Annotated in this window: 5 protein-coding genes and 1 pseudogene; 2 read left to right on the plus strand and 4 right to left on the minus strand. The window is 71.7% G+C overall.

Annotation, left to right across the window (positions count from 1 at the left end; all coding sequences use genetic code 11):
- The 4 genes from ABZV34_RS37370 to ABZV34_RS37385 all read right to left on the minus strand — a co-directional run.
- Window positions 1–702: acyl-CoA dehydrogenase family protein (locus ABZV34_RS37370; RefSeq protein WP_356287120.1), on the minus strand; the 702-nt coding region annotated here is incomplete at its 3' end.
- A 69-nt stretch (window positions 703–771) separates the two neighbouring features.
- On the minus strand, window positions 772–1,326 hold the full coding sequence (gene ssuE, locus ABZV34_RS37375; RefSeq protein WP_356287111.1) for an NADPH-dependent FMN reductase: 555 nt from the start codon (window positions 1,324–1,326) through the stop codon (window positions 772–774).
- A 35-nt stretch (window positions 1,327–1,361) separates the two neighbouring features.
- Entirely contained in the window at window positions 1,362–2,486 is a 1,125-nt protein-coding gene (sfnG, locus tag ABZV34_RS37380) for a dimethylsulfone monooxygenase SfnG (protein ID WP_356287114.1), read from the minus strand.
- Between the two features lie 174 nt (window positions 2,487–2,660).
- A complete protein-coding gene (locus ABZV34_RS37385) occupies window positions 2,661–2,744 on the minus strand; it encodes a putative leader peptide (protein ID WP_356287123.1) in 84 nt (27 codons plus the stop codon).
- A gap of 137 nt (window positions 2,745–2,881) precedes the next feature.
- On the opposite strand from ABZV34_RS37385, the gene ABZV34_RS37390 reads away from it, so the two are divergent.
- Together ABZV34_RS37390 and ABZV34_RS37395 are read left to right on the plus strand one after the other, a co-directional pair.
- Window positions 2,882–3,805, plus strand: coding sequence for a LysR family transcriptional regulator (locus ABZV34_RS37390; RefSeq protein ID WP_356287117.1), 924 nt, complete (start codon window positions 2,882–2,884; stop codon window positions 3,803–3,805).
- Between the two features lie 124 nt (window positions 3,806–3,929).
- Window positions 3,930–4,234, plus strand: a pseudogene (locus ABZV34_RS37395) (hypothetical protein); the annotation flags it as partial.

A 4,234-nucleotide genomic window follows, 5' to 3' on the forward strand; every position in this document is an offset into this window, starting at 1 on the left:
GTGCAGCAACTGGGCCACCGCCCCGTGGAGCTGGGGTCCGCGGAAGGTGAGGTGGTGCGGGACGACCCGGTCGGCGGGGACGGGGACGGCGTCCAGGTGGACGGTGCCGCTCGCCGTCGTGCGCTGCCCCATGCCGTCCCAGTCGTCGACGACCGTGACCCCTTCCGCGTCCCGGGGAACGTACGCGACGTGCAGGTTGTCGTCCTCGGTGCGGGCCAGGACGGGAATCCAGTCGGCGAGGAGCGCGCCCGTGGAGTAGTGCTTGACGCCGGTCAGGAGGTACGAGCCGTCGGGCCGCGGGTCCAGACGGGTGCGGATGTCCTGGACGTGCCGGGTGCCCGCCTCCGACTGGGCGTTACCGAAGCGCCGTCCCGCCAGTATCTCGCCGAAGAAGAACGCCCTCTGCTCCGCGGTGCCCTGACGGCGGATCACGTTGACGTACACGAAATGGTTCTGCGGGATCTGGGCGAGGCTGGCGTCGGCGGATGCCAGCAGCCGGAAGATCTCCGCGAGGGTCTCCTGCCGGACGTCCGCCCCGCCGTACTGCGCGGGCACGGTGACGGCGAGCAGCCCGGAGGCCGAGAGTCGATCCAACTCGGCGCGTGGCAGCCGTCGTTCGGAGTCCCGCGTGGAGGCTCCGGCGCGGAACTCCGTGGCGAGCGCGGCGGCGGCGGCCAGTGCCTCGGCGTCGTCGGCGATCACCTCGGCGGCCGTGCGGCCGTGCGCCGTCCGGGCGGACACGTCGTCGGGGCTCGTGTGCGCGGACACGGGTCAGCCCGCCGCGGCCAGCAGAGGTGTGCGGCCCAGGGCCGCCGAGAACTGGTCGACCACCTGGGCCAGGGCCTCGGCCGTGGCCGGTGCCAGGGTGACGCCGCCGTCCTCCCCGGTGGTGATGTCCTTGTCCAGGGTGAACCAGCCCTGGACGATGTGCGCGGCGCCCATGGAGTTGAGCACAGGCCGCAGGGCGTAGTCGAGGGCGAGGACATGCGCGGTGCTGCCGCCGGTGACGAGCGGCAGGACGGTCTTCCCCGTGAGCGCGTACTGCGGGAGCAGGTCGAGCAGCGCCTTGAGGACACCGGAGTAGGCCGCCTTGTAGACGGGCGTGCCGATGACCACACCGTCGGCGCGGGCGAAGAGTCCGGTCGCCTCGACGATGGCGGGATGCCCGAAGTCCGCGCCGAGCAGCGCCTCCGCGGGGATCGTACGGACGTCGAGCGGGATCACCCGGTGCCCCTGCGCGACCAGTCGGGCGTCCAGGTGGCGCAGGAGTTTCGCGGTACGGGAGGAGACGGAGGGACTGCCGGAGACGGACAGGACGGTGGCCATGGGCCCTCTTTCGTGAGCGGCGTACGGGACGGATGTCAGACGTGCGCGGAGACGGACCCGGGCTCGGTGTCGGGCAGCCCGGCCTCCAACTCGCGTACCAGGGGCAGCACATGGCGGCCGAAGTACTCGACCTCCTCGTGGTAGTGCAGAAAGCCGAGCAGGAGGAGGTCGACGCCGAGTCGCTTGTAGGCGACGATCCGCTCGGCGATCTGCTCCGGGGTGCCGATCAGTCCCGTCCGGAAGCCGTCGTTGTACTGGACCAGGTCCTCGAAGCGGGAGTCCTGCCACATGCCCTTGCCGTCGGCGGTGGACGCCCCGGCCTGTCTCACCGCGGCGCCGAAGCCCTCGACGGCCTCGGTGTCGGCCCGGGCGACGATCTCGCGCAGGGTGTCGCGGGCCTCGGTCTCGGTGTCCCGGGCGATCAGGAAACCGTTGAGGCCGAACCGGGGTGGCCTGCGGCCGGCCTGCTCCGCCGACGCCCGTACGTCCGCGATCTGTTCGACGACTCCGGCGAAGTCCTTGCCGTTGGAGAAGTACCAGTCGGAGACCCGGCCCGCCATGGCGCGGGCGGCGGTGGAGTTGCCGCCCTGGAAGATCTCCGGGTGCGGACGCCCGGGGATGTCGAGGGGCTTGGGCTTCAGGGTGAAGTCGCGCAACCGGTAGAAGTCGCCGGCGAGTTCGGCGTGGTCCTCGGTCCAGATCCGGCGCAGGGCGTGGATGAACTCCTCCGAGCGTCGGTAGCGCTCGTCGTGCTCAAGCCACGGTTCGCCGAGCGCGGTGAACTCCCCCTTGAACCAGCCGCTGACCACGTTGACGGCGAAGCGGCCGTTCGACAGATGGTCGGCGGTGGCGCCGAACTTGGCCAGGACGCCCGGGTGCCACAGGCCGGGGTGGACGGCGGCGATGACCTTCAGCCGCTCGGTGGCCAGGAGCAGCGCGAGGCTGAAGCCGGTCGACTCGTGCTGGAACTCGGCGCCGTAGCCGGCCATGTAGCGGACCTGGCTGAGCGCGTAGTCGAAGCCGTTGTTCTCGGCGAGGACGGCCAGTTCGCGGTTGTAGTCGTAGCCCCAGTCGGTGCGCTGCTCGATCGTGCTGGTGACCAGGCCGCCGCTGACGTTGGGGACCCAGTAGGCGAAGCGGACGGGTTCGGTTGCGGACACGGAGAACTCCCGGTGTGCGGAGAGGGCATGACGAACGGGGGCCCGGCGTGTCACGGGGACCGCGGGCGGACAACGGCATGCGGCAGGGAGCGGAGAAGGCGGCGATGTGCCCCGCGGGGAGAATTCACCTGCGGGCGGGCGGCCTGTGCGAAGGGGACCCTACCGTCGGGATCGTCAGGCTTCGCGACAACAGAAGGCGCTGGAGACACGCGCGAGGTCGACATGGCGTCGTCGCGTGAGGTCCGGTCGCGTCTTCATGTGCCCGATCGTGGCAGCCGCCGGTCCGGACCGTCAAGGAACACCGGGGCGGTCTCGTATCCCGGACCGGCGAATTTCACGAAGGCGTGACAGGGCATCCCTTGAACCGCCGACGGCGGCGGCCGCATGCTGCTGCGGTGCGCACAGAGCAGCTGGAATACATCGCGGCGGTCACCCGGCTCGGCTCGTTGCGCCGGGCCGCCGAGGAACTCCATCTCTCGCAGCCCGCGCTGAGCGAGACCGTGCGGAATCTGGAGCGGGAACTCGGTGTCGACCTGCTGGAGCGCAAGCGGTCCGGCGCCCGGATGAGCGCCGAGGGACGCGAACTGCTGCCGCACATCATCAACGTGCTCGACGCGGTCGACCGGCTGCGCGGCGCGGCCGGCGAGCAGCACCGCAACAGCCGGATGGTCCGGGTCGGCACGGTGAACGCGGCGACGGTGCCGCTGCTCATCCCGGTCGTCCGGGGCTTTCGCGCGACGCACCCGCAGACACAGGTCGAAGTGGTCGGCGCCCAGCAGTCGGAGATCCACCGGGGCCTCTCGGAGGGCGGATTCGACCTGGGGCTGGTGAACCACCTGGACGGCGACGACATGCCCGCCGACTTCGAGTCCACCGAACTGCTGCGCGGACGGCCGGTGGTGTGCGTACGCCCGGACAGTCCGCTGGCCGCGTCGTCCGCCGTGTCGCCGGCCGACCTCCTCGACGGGCGCGAGCCTCTGATCGCGATGCGCTCCGGCTATGTCATGCACCGCTACCTGCACCGGTTCCTGGAGGGTCGGGGACCGTCCCTGTCGTACTCGACCGACGGCGCCGAGATGGGAAAGCTCATGGTCGCCGAGGGCCTGGGCGCCACCGTACTGCCCGACTTCAGTGTCATCGGCGATCCGCTCGAGCGGTGCGGCGCCCTCACGTACCGGCCGCTCACCGACGCCGCGACCCGGGTCCTGCTGATGCTCCGGCGCCGCAGGACGGACTCCGTCCCCCGCGCCGCGGGCGACCTGCACGACGCGTTCGTGCGCAGGTCCGAGGAGCTCGGCGGCGGCCTGGCGAGGGCCTGAACCGACCGCGCCCGCCGGGAGCGCTCGGGGTGCTCGGGGGCGCCGTGCTGTGACCATCCGAAGAGTCACTCGTTTGACGGATCGGCGTGACAGGACGCCAGCTCCTGCGGAAGGCGTTCGTTCCATGCCCCTCCCTCCGTTCGCCCGTGCCGTCCACCGCGGCAGAACCGGACTCGACCGGGCCGAGGCGGCCCTGGTCGAGGAGTACAGCGACCTGGTGCGGCTGGCGTATCTCACGCTGCCGTCGTCGCTGAACAGGCACCGCCGCATTCTCGTGGCGCACTCCCTGGTGCAGCGGTCGCTGCCGGGCGCCCGGAGCGGACGGCCGGGCCCCGTGGTGCCGGCCCCGCGTGGGGCCGTGCGCCAGGCCGTCGTGGAGAAGGACCGGCTGCGCGGTCAGGTCGTGCGCTCCGCCCTGGCGCGCGGCCG

This window comes from Streptomyces sp. NPDC005195, from assembly GCF_040608315.1.
Classification (GTDB): Bacteria; Actinomycetota; Actinomycetes; order Streptomycetales; family Streptomycetaceae; genus Streptomyces; species Streptomyces kaempferi.

What these genes read in the sequence shown, in the direction of transcription:
- ssuE (WP_356287111.1), bottom strand. Translation starts at nt 1,326, where the DNA reads ATGGCCACCGTCCTGTCCGTCTCCGGCAGTCCCTCCGTCTCCTCCCGT.
- ABZV34_RS37385 (WP_356287123.1), bottom strand. Translation starts at nt 2,744, where the DNA reads ATGAAGACGCGACCGGACCTCACGCGACGACGCCATGTCGACCTCGCG.